Raw genomic sequence first — 14482 nt, forward strand, 5'->3', positions numbered from 1 at the left:
GCCTTGCGGTCCGCGCCCGCTTTGCCGCGCCGGCGCCGCGCGCTATGGCTGCGCCGAGGGCGTTCAGGCGGGCAGGAGGACGGAACTGGTGCGGGTCGAGGTCAACGAGGGACCGGAGGGCGGGCGCGCGGTCTTCGACCGGCCGCTACGGCTGATCCGCGCCGATCACCCCGAGGAGGTGGCGCTGGCGCTTGAGGCGCTGGACGAGGGCCTGGGGCAAGGCCTCTGGACCGCGGGCCTCGCCGGCTACGAGCTGGGCTACGCGCTCGAGCCGCGGCTGGCGCGGCTGATGCCGCGCGCCCGGCGCATGCCGCTCCTGCTCTTCGGCCTTTACGAAGGCTGGGCACCGGCGCCGCCGCTGCCAGCCCTGCGCGCAGGCACGGGACTGAGGCCGCTGCGCCCGGCTTGGGATGCGGCGCGCCACGCGCAGGCCGTGGCGCGTATCCGCCGCTACATCGAGGCGGGCGACATCTACCAGGCCAACCTGACGCTGCCCTTCACCGCCGAGGCGCGGGGCACCCCCGATCAGCTCTGGGCCTGGCTCGAGGCGCGGCAGCCGGCGCCGCAGGGCGCGCGCCTCGATGTCGCAGGGCTGCCGGCCGTGCTCAGCCGCTCGCCCGAGCTGTTCTTCCGGGCCAGCGGCGGCGCGATCGAGACATGGCCGATGAAGGGCACCCAGCCGCGCGGCGCGGATGCGGCTGAAGATGCGCTTCTGCGCCGGCACCTGGCGGAGGATCCCAAGATGCGGGCCGAGAACCTGATGATCGTCGATCTGCTGCGCAACGACCTGAGCCGGATCTGCCAGCCCGGCACGGTCCGCGTGCCACGCCTTTTCGAGGTGCAGAGCTTTGCGACCGTGCACCAGATGGTCAGCCGGATCACCGGACGGCTGGCGCCCGGCACCGGTCTTGGCGCGGTGCTGCGGGCGCTCTTCCCCTGCGGCTCGATCACCGGGGCGCCGAAGCTGCGGGCGATGGAGATCATCGCCGAATTGGAGAGCAGCCCGCGCGAGGCCTATTGCGGCAGCCTCGGCTGGGCCGCGCCGACAGAGGCCGGCGGCGGGCTGCGCGCCGCCTTCAACGTGGCGATCCGCACGCTGCTCGTCGAGGAGGGGAGGGCGGTGCTGAACGCCGGGGGCGGCATTGTCTGGGACAGTCGGGCCGAAGAGGAATGGCAGGAGGTGCTGTGGAAGACCCGCTTCGCCGAAGGTCCGGGGGGACCGGCCAAGGGGGGCATTGAGCCCCCCATGGCCGGGCCGCCTGCCGGCGGCGGGCCTGTCCTGTGACGGGCGCCGAGGCGGGGCAGGCCCCGCGCATCCTCGAGACCATGGGTTGGCGCCCCGGCGAGGGCGTGCGCCACGCGCCGCTGCATCTGGCGCGGCTGGAGCGCACTGCCCGGCAGCTGGGCTATCCGCTGGCCTCTGGCGTGGCGGAGGGCCTGCTTGCACAGGTCGAGGGCCCGCATCCTCTGCGGCTGCGGCTGACGCTGGATGTGGTTGGTGGGCTGCGCCTCGAGCGCTTCGCGATGCCGGCGCCGGTGGCGGCGTGGCGGCTGCGGCTGGCTGAGGAGCGGCTGGACCCGGGCGACCCCTGGCTGCGCATCAAGACGACGCGGCGCGCGCTTTACGACGCGGCGCGGGCGGCGCTGCCCGAGGGGGTGGACGAGGCCCTGTTCCTGAATACCCGCGGCGAGCTGTGCGAGGGCGCGATCTCGACCCTGTTTGTCGAAACGGCGGCGGGCGCGTTCCTGACCCCGGCGCTGGGCGCGGGCCTTCTGCCGGGGGTGCTGCGCGAGGCGCTGCTGGGGCAGGGCTGGCGCGAGGCGGTTCTGCGGCCGGATGACCTCGCTTCGGCGCGGCGGATCTGGATGGGAAACGCGCTGCGCGGCCTCATTCCGGCGCGCCTCGCTTGACATCCGCCCCCTCGGGGGCTGTATCGGCGCGGCAGCCAGCACCGGGAGCCGACATGCACGCCTATCGCACGAAAACCTGCGCCGATCTGCGCGCCTCGGACGTCGGAGAGACGGTCCGCCTGTCCGGCTGGGTGCACCGCATCCGTGACCACGGCGGCATCCTCTTCATCGACCTGCGCGACCACTACGGCGTCACGCAGGTGCTCTGCGATCCCGACAGCCCGGTCTTCAAGGACGTTGAAAAGCTGCGCGCCGAATGGTGCGTGCGCATCGACGGCACCGTGAAGGCGCGCGACGCGGCCCTCGTGAACCCCAAGCTGCCGACCGGAGAGATCGAGGTCTTCGCCACCGGCATGGAGGTGCTGGGCGCCGCGAAGGAGCTGCCGCTGCAGGTCTTCGGCGATCAGGAATACCCCGAGGAGACGCGCCTGCGCTATCGCTACCTCGACCTGCGGCGCGAGCAGATGCAGCGCAACATGACCCTGCGTTCGGACGTCGTCCGCTCCATCCGGCAGCGGATGTGGGACCAGGGCTTCCGCGAGTACCAGACGCCGATCATCACCGCGAGCAGCCCCGAGGGCGCGCGCGACTTCCTCGTGCCCTCGCGCCTGCATCCGGGCAAGTTCTACGCGCTGCCGCAGGCGCCGCAGCAGTTTAAGCAGCTGCTCATGGTCTCGGGCTTCGACCGCTACTTCCAGATCGCGCCCTGCTTCCGCGATGAGGATCCGCGCGCCGACCGCAGCCCGACCGACTTCTACCAGCTCGACATGGAGATGTCCTTCGTCGAGCAGCAGGACGTCTTCGACACCATCCAGCCGGTGATCCAGGGCGTCTTCGAGGAATTCGGCGGCGGCAAGCGCGTCGATGCGACCTGGGAGCAGATCTCCTACGCCGATTCTGCCCTGTGGTACGGCACCGACAAGCCCGACCTCAGGAACCCCATCAAGATGCAGGACGCGTCGGAGCATTTCCGCGGCTCCGGCTTCGCCATCTTCGCCAAGCTGCTCGAGCAGGAGGGGACGGAGGTCCGCGCGATCCCGGCGCCCACGGGCGGCTCGCGCAAGTTCTGCGACCGGATGAACGCCTTTGCCCAGAAGGAAGGTCTGCCCGGGATGGGCTACATCTTCTGGCGCGACCAGGGAGAGGGCATCGAGGCCGCCGGCCCGCTGGCCAAGAACATCGGCCCCGAGCGGACCGAGGCGATCCGCCAGCAGCTGGGCCTCGGCATCGGCGATGCGGCGTTCTTCCTCGGCGGCAAGCCCGAGGCCTTCGAGCGTGTCGCGGGCCGCGCCCGCACGGTGATCGGCGACGAGCTCGGCCTGACCGAGCAGGACCGCTACGCCTTTGCCTGGATCGTCGATTTCCCGATGTACGAGAAGGACGACGAGGGCGGCATCGACTTCAGCCACAACCCCTTCTCGATGCCGCAGGGCGGCCGCGCGGCGCTGGATGGCGATCCGCTGAAGGTGCTGGGCTTCCAGTACGACCTCGCCTGCAACGGCTACGAGCTGATCTCGGGCGCGATCCGGAACCACAAGCCCGAGATCATGTTCAAGGCCTTCGAGCTTGCCGGCTACGGCGAGGAGGAGGTGCGCAAGCGCTTCGGCGGCATGGTCAATGCCTTCCAGTACGGCGCCCCGCCGCACGGGGGATGCGCCGCCGGCATCGACCGCATCGTCATGCTGCTGGCCGAGGAAGAGAACATCCGCGAGGTGATCCTCTTCCCGATGAACCAGCGCGCCGAGGACCTGATGATGGACGCGCCGTCCGACCCGACGCCCGCCCAGCTGCGCGAGCTGCGGCTGCGGGTGCTGCCGCCGGAAAGCTGATGCTCTCCCGCCTGCGCGAGGCCGGCTTCGACGTTCTGACCAAGAACCATGCCGAGGCCATCCTGCTGCACGACTTTCCCGGCCAGCTCGACGAGCTGGCCGCGGTGCTTCTGGACTTCCGCATCGGCGTGGCCGAGCTGATCTCCTCGGGCGGCGGAGAGGCCGCCTTCACCCAGCGCCTGCGCCGCGACCTGACCCGGCGCGGCTGGCCCAAGCATGTCTTCACCGTGCAGACCATCGTCGACGGGATCGAGCGCGAGGCGATCGGCCACGAGGTCGACCATGTCCGCAGCGCGCCCGCCGGGCGGCTGGCCCTCGAGATCGAGTGGAACAACAAGGACGCCTTCTACGACCGCGACCTCGAGAACTTCCAGCGCCTGCACATGCAGTCCGCCCTCAGCGCCGGCATCGTCGTCACCCGCGGCGCCTCCATGCAGGAGGCCTTCTCGCGCCGCATCAAGGGCCGGCTCGAGGCCGACGGTGTCGCGGACGAGGCCGGCCTCGCGCGCTACGGCATCGACGAGCGCACGCAGGCCCAGCGCCGCGCCGTGGCGCGGATGGTCGCCCGCGGCATCCCCTTCGCCGAGGCCTTTACCCGCAATTTCGTCACCAGCAAGTACGGCCAGGCCTCGACCCATTGGGACAAGCTGCGCGCCCGCGTCGACCGCGGCGTCGGCAATCCCTGCCCGCTGCTGCTCATCGGCCTGCCGGCGGCGATCTTCACCGATGACCCGCTTCCCGGCGACGCCCCGCGCCTGCCGCTCTGAGCGCGCGCCCCCTGTCTTCTCTTTGAAAATATCCCCGCCGGAGGCCCCGGCCTCGGCCCGCGCGCGGCCCGGCGCTACTCGATGCTACTCGGCGGCCAGGTCGCTGCCGGAGTTGTAGCCGTAGGTCTTCCAGTCCGGCTTGTAGCTCTCGTCCGCCTGGTTGCCCCAGACGGTCCAGCCCGGCCTGACGCCGCGCCCGAAAAGCTCGAGGTAGGGCCCCCAGGAGCAGCTCTCGATCAGCTCGTACTGCTCGTCGGGCTTGCGCGAATGCTCGCGCTTGCGGGTCTGCATCATGTTGACCTGGCTGCGGCCCGGCCCCAGCGTGCGGGCGCCCTTTCCGCGGGTGCCGAAGAGCAGCAGCTCCGTCACGTTGCGAAAGTAGAAGCCGACGCCCCGCCCGTCTGAGCCGCCGTCCTTGCGCACCTTGTGCCAGACGATGTTCGACTTGTACTCGAACCCCCAGGCGGACAGCACGGCCAGCCCCTCGGGCAGCAGCGCATTGGGCACCCAGACGTAGCAATGCGCCTTGTCCTGAAGGTGCTCGGCCACCGGCAGGGCGCAGATCTCGTCCAGGTTCATGGTGGGATAGCGCGACAGCCGCCGGTGCTCCGGCGCGACCTTCCCGGTCCTGTTGGCAAAGCGCCAGGGCGGATCGGCCATGACGCAGCCGAAGCGCGCGCCGTCCAGCGCGCGGCGCAGATCGTGGGAGGCGTCCTCGCTCATGTCAGACATATCGCGGTCCTCGCGCCCGCCTACAACCACAATCGGCCCCTGGCCGACCGCAGCCGCGCTGCCCGCATCCGCCCCGGCTCACTGCGCGATGCTGCTCTGCCCGGTGGTCTCCAGGTGGCGGTCCAGCACGCCGAACCAGTCGAAGTCGCGGATCTCGATCCAGCCCGAGGTGATGACGAAGGCCAGCCCGGCCCAGACCAGCAGGGCGATCAGCGTGGTGACGATCATCTTGCGCCCCAGCCGCAGATCCTCGGGCGAGGAGACATGCGTGCCCGGCACCCGCGTGCCGGCATCGCCCTGCGTCGTCAGGTTCAGCGGCAGCACGATGAAGAAGACCATGAACCAGCACACGGCAAAGAGGACGGCGGCGGCGGTGATGGACATCTCGCGTCTCCTCGATCTCGGCTGCCGCCGCCATATCGCGCGGGCGCCGCAGCGCGCAAGGCCGGGCGCGGCTTAAGTCTTCCTTCACCAAGACGCGGCAGGCTCGGGGCGTCTCCCATTCGCAAGGGTCGCTGCCATGCCATCGCTCGACGACTTCCTGAAGACACGTCCCGCCACCGCTGCCCGGCCCCTGCTGGGCACGACCGTCCTGCTGGTCGAGGACAGCCGCTTCGCCTCCGAGGCGATGCGTCTGCTCTGCCTGCGCTCGGGCGCGCGCATCCGCCGCGCCGACAGCCTGCAAAGCGCGCGGCGCCATCTCTGCGTCTACCGCCCGACGGTGGTGGTCGTCGATCTGGGCCTGCCCGACGGCTCCGGCGCCGAGCTGATCGCCGAGCTGGCCGTCGCCGCCCCCCGCGTCGACGTGCTTTTGGGCACCAGCGGCGATCCCGGCGCGCAGTCCGCCGCGCTGTCCGCCGGGGCCGACGGATTTCTGGAAAAGCCCCTCTCCAGCCTGGCAGAGTTCCAGGCCGCGATCCTGTCGCACCTGCCGTCCGAGGTCCGGCCCAACGGGCCCCGCGCCGTCGAGGATGAGGCCGTCTATCCCGATCCCGTGGCCTTCCGGGACGATCTGTCGCTGGTCTCGCGAATCCTGCACGAAGGCGACGCCGAAGGGGCGCAGCTCGATTACATCACGCAGTTCCTGGGCGGCGTCGCGCGCAGCGCCGGGGATGCCCCGCTCTGGTCCGCCGTCAGCGCCTTCGCCGAGGCGCGCAGCTCCGAGGCCGCGCGGGCGCGGATGTCCGAACTCGCCGCGCTGGTCGATTCGCGCCTCGAAGGGGCGGGGATGGTGTAGGTCTCGGTTCAGGCCTTGGGGGCGGCCGCGCAGGCGGCCGGGCGGGCGAGGGGGCTCGATGCCCCCGAAGGTCGCCTCCCCCTCGGGGTGGCGACAAGGCTGCGCTCAGCCCTCGCTCCTGCGGGTGGCGCGGCCGCGGCGGCGCGCCGGGCTGGCCCGGCGGGTGGGCAGCTCGGCTAGGACTTCGCGCCGCTCCTCGGTGCTCATCGCGCGCCATGTCGCGATCTCACGCGTCGTGCGGCGGCAGCCGGTGCACAATCCGCTGGCCGGATCGATCCGGCAGATCTTGACGCAGGGGTCCTGGGCGTCCTCTGGGGGCAGGGCATCGGGCATCAGCGTCCCTCCATATGGGCCAGCCGGTCGAGCAGGCCCTGAAGGATGTAGCCCGCCGCGACGTGATCGATAACCTCACCGCGCCGCCGGCGCGAGGCATCCGCCTCGATCAGCGCGCGCTCGGCCGCCACGGTGGAGAGCCGCTCGTCCCAGAGCATCATCGGCAGCGGCGTCAGGGCCGAGAGGTTGCGGGCGAAGGCGCGGGTCGATTGCGCGCGCGGACCCTCGCTGCCGTCCATGTTGCGCGGCAGTCCCAGAACCAGCCCCACCGGCGCCCGGCTTTCCAGCGCCGCCAGCAGGGCCTGCGCATCCACCCCGAACTTCTTGCGCCTGATGGTCGTCAGCGGCGTCGCGACATGGCGCATCCCGTCCGAGACGGCGAGGCCGATGGTCTTGGTGCCCAGATCCAGCGCCGCCAGCGCGCCGCGCGGCAGTACGGCGGCGAAGGCTTCGGCATCCTCGTGGATCATTCCGCGCCCTCCGCGCCCGGGGTGAGGTCGATCTCGGCCTCGGTGTCGATGCCGGCCGCGCGCGCGGCCTCGCGGATCGCCTCCAGCCCCTCGGTGCCGGCGAAGACGGTCTCGGCCTCGGCCCAGATCGCCGCGGCGCGCTCCGTCTCGCCCAGCACGCCAAGGGTGCGGATCAGCCGCGCCCAGTCGGTTGCGGGGCCGCCCTGCTCGGCCAGCCGCGCGGCAAGCCGCTCGACCATGCCGCGCGCCATCTCCTGCTGCTGCTCGGGCGTCAGATCCTGCGCCGCCTGAAGATCTTCAGCCGTGGGGCCGGGCTGATCGGGATCCGTCAGCACCGGCGGTGCGCTTGGCGCCGGCATGGCGGGCGGCGTATAGGGCACCCCGGCGGCATCGGCCGCATCCTCGACCTGCGCGCGTGCGAGGGCGACATGCGGCGATCCGGGCGCGCCGGTCTCGACCGCCTCGCGCCAGGCGCGGAAGGCGAGGTCGGGCCGCCCGGTCTGCGCGTAAAGCAGCCCCATGTAGTACAGCGCCGCCGAATCCTGCGGCCTCACCTCCAGCACCTGCTGGAGCAGGGCCTCCGTCTGCCGCGTGACGACGCCGTTCGCGGCGGCGACCAGCCGGTCGGCCAGCGCGATGCGATCCTCGGGGCCCGCGGACTCGCCCAGTAGGGCGATCACCTGCTCCTGCGCGCGGGCGGCGGCGGCATATTGCCCGAGGTTGGCCTCGTGCTGCGACAGAAGCTGCCAGCCGGTCAGATCCTCGGGGCGGGTCGGCACGACCTCGCGCAGGCGCGCGACGCTCTCGAGGTAAGCGGGATCGGCCTCGGGCATCGGCCGGGCAGGGGCCGCCGCCTCGGCCTCGGCCTGGCTCGGGCGGCTGTCCCGCAGGGCCTCGGCCTCGGCCAGGCGGGCGGCGCGGGGACGGTCGGCGGCGCCGGGCTGGCCGAGCGCGGCATAGAGCAGCGGCACGCCGACCAGCAGCAGCAGGCCGATGGCGGCTGCCGCGACAAGGCTGGCGCGGCGGCCCGCCGGGGCGGGCCCCGCTGCGCCGCCGCGGCTTGCGGCCAGCAGCCGGCGCGCGATCTCGGTGCGGGCCTGCTCTGCCTCCTCGGGGGCGATCAGCCCGCGGTCGAGGTCGCGGTCGATCTCGGCCATCTGCGCACGGTAGAAGGCCGCGTCATCGCTCGCGCCGGGCGCCTCGGGTGCGGCGGGCCCGGCCTGGCGGCGCAGCAGCGCCGCGGCCAGCGCCGCGCCGACGAGCAGGGCAAGCAGGATGGCGGTAATCCAGAACAGCATGGGATCCTTTCGCACGGCGGCATGGGCGGTGCGGGGCGCTTCTATCCTCGCCCCCGGCAGGGCGAAAGCCCGCAGCCGGCCGGTGTCGCAATCACGCCGCGGCCTGCCGCAGTCAAGCGTCCCGGAGGGGCGGGCCGGGTGCAGGGTGCGAGACAGCGCCCGCCCGGGCGCCGGATCGGAAAGGGGCCAGGTTTGCAGCGATATTCGGTCTTTGCCCTGGCGCGCCAGGCCCGCCGGCATCACCTGGGCTGGCAGCGCGCCTGGCGCGACGCCCAGCCGAAACGCGCCTACGATGTCGTGATCGTCGGTGCCGGCGGACACGGGTTGGCGACGGCCTATTACCTTGGCAAGAATCACGGCATCACCAATGTCGCGATCCTCGAGAAGGGCTGGCTCGGCGGCGGCAACACCGGCCGGAACACGACGATCATCCGCAGCAACTACCTGCAGGACGCGTCCGCCGCGCTGTATGAAAAATCGCGCAGCCTCTACGAGACGCTAAGCCAGGAGCTGAACTACAACGTCATGTATTCGCCGCGCGGCGTGATGATGCTGGCGCAGACCGAAGGAGAGGTGCGCGGCTACCGCCGCACCGCCCATGCCAACAGCCTGCAGGGCGTCGCGACCGAATTCATCGGCCCCGAGCGGGTGAAGCAGCTCTGCCCGATCATCGAGACCAAGGGCCCGCGCTACCCGGTGCTGGGCGCGCTGTGGCAGCCGCGCGGCGGCACTGCGCGGCACGACGCCGTCGCCTGGGGCTATGCCCGCGCCTGTTCCGACATGGGCATGGACATCATCCAGCGCTGCGAGGTGACCGGCATCAGCAGCGAGAACGGCCATGTCACCGGCGTCGAGACGACGCGCGGCTCCATCGCCACGCGCAAGCTGGCGCTGGTGACGGCGGGCCATTCCTCGGTCCTGGCCGAGATGGCCGGCTTCCGCCTGCCGATCGAGAGCCTGCCGCTGCAGGCGCTGGTGAGCGAGCCGATCAAGCCCTGCATGGATGTCGTCGTCATGGCCAACACGGTGCACGGCTACATGAGCCAGTCCGACAAGGGCGAGATGGTGATCGGCGGCGGCACGGACGGATACAATGCCTATACCCAGCGCGGATCGTTTCACCATATCGAGGAGACGGTGCGCGCCCTCGTCGAGACCTTTCCGATCATCAGCCGCCTGAAGATGCTGCGCCAATGGGGCGGCATCGTCGACATGACGGGCGACCGCTCGCCCATCCTCTCGACCACGCCGGTGGGCGGGATTTTCGTGAATTGCGGCTGGGGAACCGGCGGTTTCAAGGCAATTCCGGGCTCTGGCTGGGCGATGGCCGACCTGCTGGCGCGCGGCGCGCCGGGCCCGATCGCCGGCCCATTCGGGCTGGAGCGGTTCCGCGAAGGGCGGATGATCGACGAAAGCGTGGCGGCGGGGGTGGCGCATTGAGCATGCTTCCGCCTACCGCCCGGAACTTGGGCACATCAAATTCCGTTGTAGAGCGAACCACAAATAGGAAGCTCTGCATATGTCCGATCCCAACACCACTCCGCCCCGCCGCAGCGGCGGCGCCACGACGGCCATCGTCGCTGCCATCGTCGTGGTGGTGGTCATCGTCCTGTACTTCATCTTCGCCGGCACCAACGAGGTCGAAGAGCCCGTGGCCGTCGACGAGACGGGTGTCACGATCGAGAACAACGTCGATGCTGCCGCCGACTCCGTCGATGACGCCGCCGACGAGGCTGCTGTCGAGACCGGCGAAGCGCTCGACGAGACTGGCGATGCGCTGGAGAATGCTGGCGACGCGACCGAGAACGCTGCCGAGGACGCCGCCGCCGCCACGGGCAACGCCCTGGAAGACGCTGGCGACGCGACCGAGAACGCCGCTGAAAGCGCCGTCGACACCACCGGCGATGCCATCGACGAAGCCGGCGACGAGCTGGAAGAAGCCGGCGACGCGACCGAGAACGCCGTCGAAGGCGCCGTTCGGGAAGTCGACGAAGAGACCGACACCGAAACCAATCCGTAACTGGCTTGCGCGCGCTCTCCCGCTCGCGCGGGGGGGCGCATCATGCTGATACTGACCTGTCCCTACTGCGGCGTGGCCGCGGACGAGACGGAACTCTCCCCCGGCGGCGAGGCGCATCTTCACCGCGCCGGCCCCGGCTCGGAGGATGCCTCGGTCGAGGCCTATCTTTACCATCGCAGCAACCCCAAGGGCGTCCACTTCGAGCGTTGGCGGCATGCCTATGGCTGCGGAAAGTGGTTCCACTCCGCGCGCGACACCGCGACCAACGACGTCTTCGGCACCTATCCCGCGCAGGTCACCGAGACGCCCCAGAACATCCTCGAAGCCATCGCGCAGCGCCGTCCCGGCTGGGAGCGCCCGCAATGAGCCGCCGTCTCGAAACCGGGGGTCTGTTCATCGACCGCAACGCGCCGATGGGCTTCACCTTCGACGGCAAGGACCGCGGCGGCTTTGGCGGCGACACGCTGGCCTCGGCCCTTCTGGCCTGCGGGCAGCTCGTGATGGGCCGGTCGTTCAAGTATCACCGCCAGCGCGGCCCCGTCAGCTGCGGGGCCGAAGAGCCCAATGCCCTTGTTGGCCTTGGCGAGGGCGGGCTGTTCGAGCCCAATGCCCGCGCCACCATCACCCCGCTGACCGAGGGGCTGCGCGCGATCAGCCAGAACCGCTGGCCCAGCCTCGCCTTCGATATCGGCGCGGTGAACGCGAAGCTGTCGAAATTCCTGCCCGCCGGCTTCTATTACAAGACCTTTCTCTGGCCGCGCGCGTTCTGGAAGCATGTCTACGAGCCGGCGATCCGCCGCAGCGCGGGCCTGGGCAAGCCGCCCTCGCAGCCCGATGCGGATCGCTACGAGCAGGTGAACACCGCCGCCGATGTGCTGATCGCCGGGGGCGGGGTCGCCGGGCTTGCTGCCGCGATGGAGGCCGGGCGGAACGGTGCCCGGGTGATCCTGATGGAGCAGGGGCCCCGCTGGGGCGGCCGCGCCCTGATCGACGCCCCCCTGACCGGAGAGACCATCGACGGCCAGCCCGCCGCAGACTGGATCGAGATGGCCGTCGATACGCTCGAGACCATGCCGAACGTGACGATGCGGCTGCACACGCAGGTCAGCGGCGTCTTCGATCACGGCTTCGCCCTGGCCGAAGAGCGCTGCGCCGACGCCGGCCCCGCGCCGGTGCGGGCACGCCTCTGGCGCATCCGCGCGCGGCGCATCGTCACGGCGCAGGGCGCGATCGAGCGTCCGCTGGCCTTTGCCGGCAACGACGTGCCGGGGGTGATGCTGGCCGGGGCGGTGCGTGACTATGCTGTGGGCTACGGCGTCGCGGTGGGTGAGCGCGTGGTCGTGGTGACGGCGGGCGACGACGGCTACCGCACCGCGATCGCGCTCGTCGAGGCTGGCCTTGCCGTGCCCGCCCTGCTCGACGTCCGGCGCGGCGCGACCGGCCCGCTGGTGGAGCGCGCCCAGGCCCTTGGCATCCGCATCGAAGAGGGGCGCGGCATTGCCCATGTCAGCGGCGGCCAGTCCGTCACGGGTGTGTCGATCTGTGCGCAGGACGGCCCCGGCGAAGTGATCGAGGAGATCGCCTGCGACGCCGTCGCCATGTCGGGCGGCTGGTCGCCTGCCGTCCACCTCTGGAGCCAGGCGGGTGGCAAGCTGACCTGGGACGAGGGCGCGGCGATGTTCCGGCCCGATCACGCCCGCCCGCCGACCGGCGCCGATGGCAGCGGCTTCGTCCTGCCCGCGGGCGGCAGCGACGGCGCGGCCTCGACCGAAGACGCGTTGCGCAGCGGGGCCGAGGCCGGGCGCCTCGCCGCCGAAGGCGGCGTGCCGGCGGATCTCGCGCCGCCGCAGGCCGCGCCGATGCCGCAGGTCTGGGTCATGCCGCGGGACGCCGGCCTCGCGCTGCGCGAGAAGATGTGGCTCGATTTCCAGAACGACGTGAAGGTTTCCGACGTGGAGCTTGCGGCCCGCGAGGGATATCGCAGCGTCGAACATGCCAAGCGCTACACCACGCTTGGCATGGCGACCGACCAGGGCAAGCTCAGCAATATCGGCGGCCTTGCGACGCTGGGCCATGCGCTGGGCGAGGCGATCCCGCAGGTCGGCACCACCACCTTCCGCCCGCCCTGGACGCCGATCATCCTCGGCTCCATCGCCGGAAGCGCCACGGGCGCGCAGTTCCAGCCGGTGCGGCGCACGCCGATGCAGGACTGGCATGACGCGAACGGCGCGGACTATGAACCCGTCGGCCAGTGGCGCCGCCCCTACAGCTACCCGCGCGAGGGCGAGGATCGCGAGGCCGCCGCGCAGCGCGAGACGCGCGCCGTGCGCGAGGCGGTGGGGCTGCTGGACGCAAGCACGCTGGGCAAGATCGTGGTGAAGGGCCCCGATGCCGGGCGCTTCATGGACATGATCTACACCAACATGATGAGCAACCTCGCCGTCGGCCGCTGCCGCTATGGCCTGATCTGCAACGACAGCGGGTTCCTGATGGACGACGGCGTGGTCGCGCGCCTGTCGGAGGATACCTGGCTGTGCCACACCACCACCGGCGGGGCCGAGCATATCCATGCGCATATGGAGGAATGGCTGCAGACAGAATGGTGGGACTGGCAGGTCTATACCGCCAACCTGACCGAGCAATTCGCGCAGGTCGTCGTGGCCGGCCCGCAGGCGCGCAAGCTTCTGGACCGGCTGGGCGGCATGGATGTCAGCCGCGAGGCGATGCCCTTCATGTCCTGGGCCGAGGGCAGCCTGCACGGCTTCGATGCGCGGGTCTTCCGCATCTCCTTCTCGGGCGAGGTCTCCTACGAGGTGTCGGTCCGCGCGAGCGAGGGGGCCGAGCTTTGGCAGGCGCTGCTGGAAGAGGGCGAGGATCTGGGCGTCACCCCCTACGGCACCGAGGCGATGCACATCCTGCGGGCCGAGAAGGGCTACGTGATGATCGGCGAGGAATCCGATGGCACGATCACCCCGCAGGATCTGAACCTTGGCTGGGCGGTGTCGAAGAAGAAGGCCGATTTCATCGGCAAGCGCGGGCTGACGCGCAGCCACCTCGCCGATCCCGAAAGGCCGAGGCTGGTGGGTCTGCGTAGCCTCGACGGCACGGTGATCGAGGCGGGCGCGCAGGTCGTGGGGCCGGGCGTGACGCCGACCGGGCAGAACGCGACAGAGGGGCGCGTCACATCGAGCTACCATTCGCCCACCTTCGGGCACGGCATCGCCATGGCGCTGATCCGGCGCGGCCCCGAGCGGCTGGGCGAGACCGTCGAGGTCACGCGCATCGGCGGCGGCCGGCAGAAGGCGGTTCTGGTGGACCCGGTGCTCTATGACGCGAAAGGAGACCGCCTCAATGGCTGAGATCACGGTGACGCGCCGCACGCCCGGCATGGTCCTGCTGCGCGGCGATCTGTCCTCTGACGCGCTGCGCGAGGCGGCCAGCGCCGTGGCGGGCGCGCCGATGCCCGAGCGGCGGCAGGCCTCTCTCTCCGGCGACACGGGCATCCTCTGGATGTCGCCGGACGAGGCGCTGATCCTGCTGCCGGAGGGCCGCGCCGCAGAGGCCGCGCGCGCGCTGTCGCAGCGGCTGGAGGGGGTGCATCACCTGGCCCTCGACCTCTCGGACGCCCGCGCCGTCTTCGAGATCGAGGGGCCTTGGCTGCGCGAGGTGCTGGCCAAGCTCTCGCCCGCCGATCTGCACCCCGAGGCTTTGCCCCTGCTCGAGGTGCGGCGCACGCGGCTGGCGCAGGTGCCCGCCGCCTTCTGGATCGAGGCAGAGGGGCGCGCGCGGCTGATCTGCTTCCGCTCTGTCGCGGACTACGTCGAAGGGCTGCTGCGCCGCTCGGTCGAGGACGGGCCTGTGGGGCTTTTCGCCTGAGGACCCCGC

15 protein-coding genes are annotated in these 14482 nt (G+C 71.2%); 10 read left to right on the plus strand and 5 right to left on the minus strand.

Annotated features, from left to right (window positions below; genetic code table 11):
* The first annotated feature begins 88 nt into the window (after window positions 1–88).
* From DFP88_RS11610 to DFP88_RS11625, 4 genes are read left to right on the plus strand one after another with little or no spacing between them, the layout of a single operon-like run.
* Window positions 89–1285 carry an aminodeoxychorismate synthase component I gene (locus DFP88_RS11610; protein WP_110814663.1) on the plus strand — a complete coding sequence of 399 codons (1197 nt, stop codon included), beginning with the start codon at window positions 89–91 and terminating at the stop codon, window positions 1283–1285.
* Window positions 1282–1911, plus strand: a complete 630-nt coding sequence (locus DFP88_RS11615; RefSeq protein ID WP_245904787.1) for an aminotransferase class IV — start codon at window positions 1282–1284, stop codon at window positions 1909–1911. Before DFP88_RS11610 ends, DFP88_RS11615 begins: the two co-directional genes overlap by 4 nt.
* A gap of 53 nt (window positions 1912–1964) precedes the next feature.
* Entirely contained in the window at window positions 1965–3740 is a 1776-nt protein-coding gene (gene aspS / locus DFP88_RS11620; protein WP_110814665.1) for an aspartate--tRNA ligase, read from the plus strand.
* Entirely contained in the window at window positions 3740–4507 is a 768-nt protein-coding gene (locus DFP88_RS11625; protein WP_110814667.1) for a BglII/BstYI family type II restriction endonuclease, read from the plus strand. Before aspS ends, DFP88_RS11625 begins: the two co-directional genes overlap by 1 nt.
* A gap of 84 nt (window positions 4508–4591) precedes the next feature.
* Here DFP88_RS11625 and DFP88_RS11630 read toward each other — a convergent pair whose 3' ends face one another.
* Together DFP88_RS11630 and DFP88_RS11635 are read right to left on the minus strand one after the other, a co-directional pair.
* Window positions 4592–5230: an MT-A70 family methyltransferase gene (locus DFP88_RS11630; RefSeq protein ID WP_110814848.1), complete on the minus strand. Its 639-nt coding sequence runs from the start codon at window positions 5228–5230 to the stop codon at window positions 4592–4594.
* 87 nt (window positions 5231–5317) lie between these two features.
* On the minus strand, window positions 5318–5623 hold the full coding sequence (locus DFP88_RS11635; protein ID WP_110814668.1) for a DUF1467 family protein: 306 nt from the start codon (window positions 5621–5623) through the stop codon (window positions 5318–5320).
* A gap of 136 nt (window positions 5624–5759) precedes the next feature.
* Between DFP88_RS11635 and DFP88_RS11640 the strand changes: the two genes are divergently transcribed.
* Window positions 5760–6476: a response regulator gene (locus DFP88_RS11640; RefSeq protein ID WP_110814670.1), complete on the plus strand. Its 717-nt coding sequence runs from the start codon at window positions 5760–5762 to the stop codon at window positions 6474–6476.
* Window positions 6477–6581: 105 nt separating this feature from the next.
* Here the strand turns inward: DFP88_RS11640 and DFP88_RS11645 are convergent, their stop codons facing one another.
* From DFP88_RS11645 to ccmI, 3 genes are read right to left on the minus strand one after another with little or no spacing between them, the layout of a single operon-like run.
* Window positions 6582–6809: a DUF1289 domain-containing protein gene (locus DFP88_RS11645; RefSeq protein WP_110814672.1), complete on the minus strand. Its 228-nt coding sequence runs from the start codon at window positions 6807–6809 to the stop codon at window positions 6582–6584.
* Complete coding sequence (gene ruvX / locus DFP88_RS11650) at window positions 6809–7279, minus strand: Holliday junction resolvase RuvX (RefSeq protein ID WP_110814674.1); 471 nt, start codon at window positions 7277–7279, stop codon at window positions 6809–6811. The genes DFP88_RS11645 and ruvX overlap by 1 nt, the downstream gene beginning before the upstream one ends.
* Entirely contained in the window at window positions 7276–8577 is a 1302-nt protein-coding gene (gene ccmI, locus DFP88_RS11655; protein ID WP_110814676.1) for a c-type cytochrome biogenesis protein CcmI, read from the minus strand. Before ccmI ends, ruvX begins: the two co-directional genes overlap by 4 nt.
* Window positions 8578–8769: 192 nt before the next feature.
* Between ccmI and DFP88_RS11660 the strand changes: the two genes are divergently transcribed.
* From DFP88_RS11660 to DFP88_RS11680, 5 genes are all read left to right on the plus strand, one after another.
* Window positions 8770–10017, plus strand: a complete 1248-nt coding sequence (locus DFP88_RS11660; RefSeq protein ID WP_110814678.1) for a sarcosine oxidase subunit beta family protein — start codon at window positions 8770–8772, stop codon at window positions 10015–10017.
* Between the two features lie 79 nt (window positions 10018–10096).
* Window positions 10097–10597, plus strand: coding sequence for a hypothetical protein (locus DFP88_RS11665; RefSeq protein ID WP_110814680.1), 501 nt, complete (start codon window positions 10097–10099; stop codon window positions 10595–10597).
* A 42-nt stretch (window positions 10598–10639) separates the two neighbouring features.
* Window positions 10640–10963 carry a sarcosine oxidase subunit delta gene (locus DFP88_RS11670; protein ID WP_110814682.1) on the plus strand — a complete coding sequence of 108 codons (324 nt, stop codon included), beginning with the start codon at window positions 10640–10642 and terminating at the stop codon, window positions 10961–10963.
* On the plus strand, window positions 10960–13956 hold the full coding sequence (locus tag DFP88_RS11675) for a sarcosine oxidase subunit alpha family protein (RefSeq protein WP_110814684.1): 2997 nt from the start codon (window positions 10960–10962) through the stop codon (window positions 13954–13956). The genes DFP88_RS11670 and DFP88_RS11675 overlap by 4 nt, the downstream gene beginning before the upstream one ends.
* The gene (locus DFP88_RS11680; RefSeq protein ID WP_245904788.1) at window positions 13949–14473 is read left to right on the plus strand and encodes a sarcosine oxidase subunit gamma; all 525 of its coding nucleotides are present in this window, start codon (window positions 13949–13951) and stop codon (window positions 14471–14473) included. The genes DFP88_RS11675 and DFP88_RS11680 overlap by 8 nt, the downstream gene beginning before the upstream one ends.
* Window positions 14474–14482 lie beyond the last annotated feature (9 nt).

Origin of the sequence: Pseudoroseicyclus aestuarii (assembly GCF_003217255.1) — a bacterium.
GTDB lineage: Bacteria > Pseudomonadota > Alphaproteobacteria > Rhodobacterales > Rhodobacteraceae > Pseudoroseicyclus > Pseudoroseicyclus aestuarii.